1 pseudogene is annotated in these 563 nt (G+C 71.9%); it reads left to right on the top strand.

Annotated elements, in window-relative coordinates:
- Positions 1-100: 100 nt before the first annotated feature.
- Positions 101-563: pseudogene (locus ABD323_RS44510) on the top strand (urease subunit alpha); the annotation flags it as partial.

Raw genomic sequence — 563 nt, 5'->3', positions numbered from 1 at the left:
TCGACGGCCCCCTCGACGCCCCCGGCGCCCGCGAGGCCGCCCTCGCCAAGGCCCGTGCCACCGGATACCTGACCGACTTCGACGACCCGGAGGTGGAATCGTGACCTCGATCTCCCCCCACGACTACATCTCCGTACACGGCCCGCGGGCCGGTGACCGGATCCGGCTCGGCGACTCCGGGCTGATCGTCCGGGTCGAGTCCGACTCGCAGGCCCCCGGCGACGAGTTCCTCGCCGGCTTCGGCAAGACCGCCCGCGACGGCCTGCACCTGAAGGCCGCCGCCGTCCGCGACACCTGCGACGTGGTGATCAGCAACGTCCTGGTCATCGACGCCGTCCAGGGCATCGTGAAGACCTCGATCGGCCTGATCGGCGGCCGGATCGCCGCGATCGGGCGGGCCGGCAACCCCGACACGATGGACGGCGTCGAGGTGGTCGTCGGCACCGGCACCACCATCGTCTCGGGTGAGGGGCTGATCGCCACCGCCGGGTCGATCGACACCCACGTCCACCTGCTCTCGCCGCGGATCATGGAGGCCTCGCTGGCCTCCGGGGTCACCACGA

The sequence above is a fragment of the Kitasatospora nipponensis genome (assembly GCF_039528135.1).
GTDB lineage: Bacteria > Actinomycetota > Actinomycetes > Streptomycetales > Streptomycetaceae > Kitasatospora > Kitasatospora nipponensis.
Note: the sequence above shows the minus strand (reverse complement) of the source record. Positions and strands in the feature narration are given on the sequence as shown.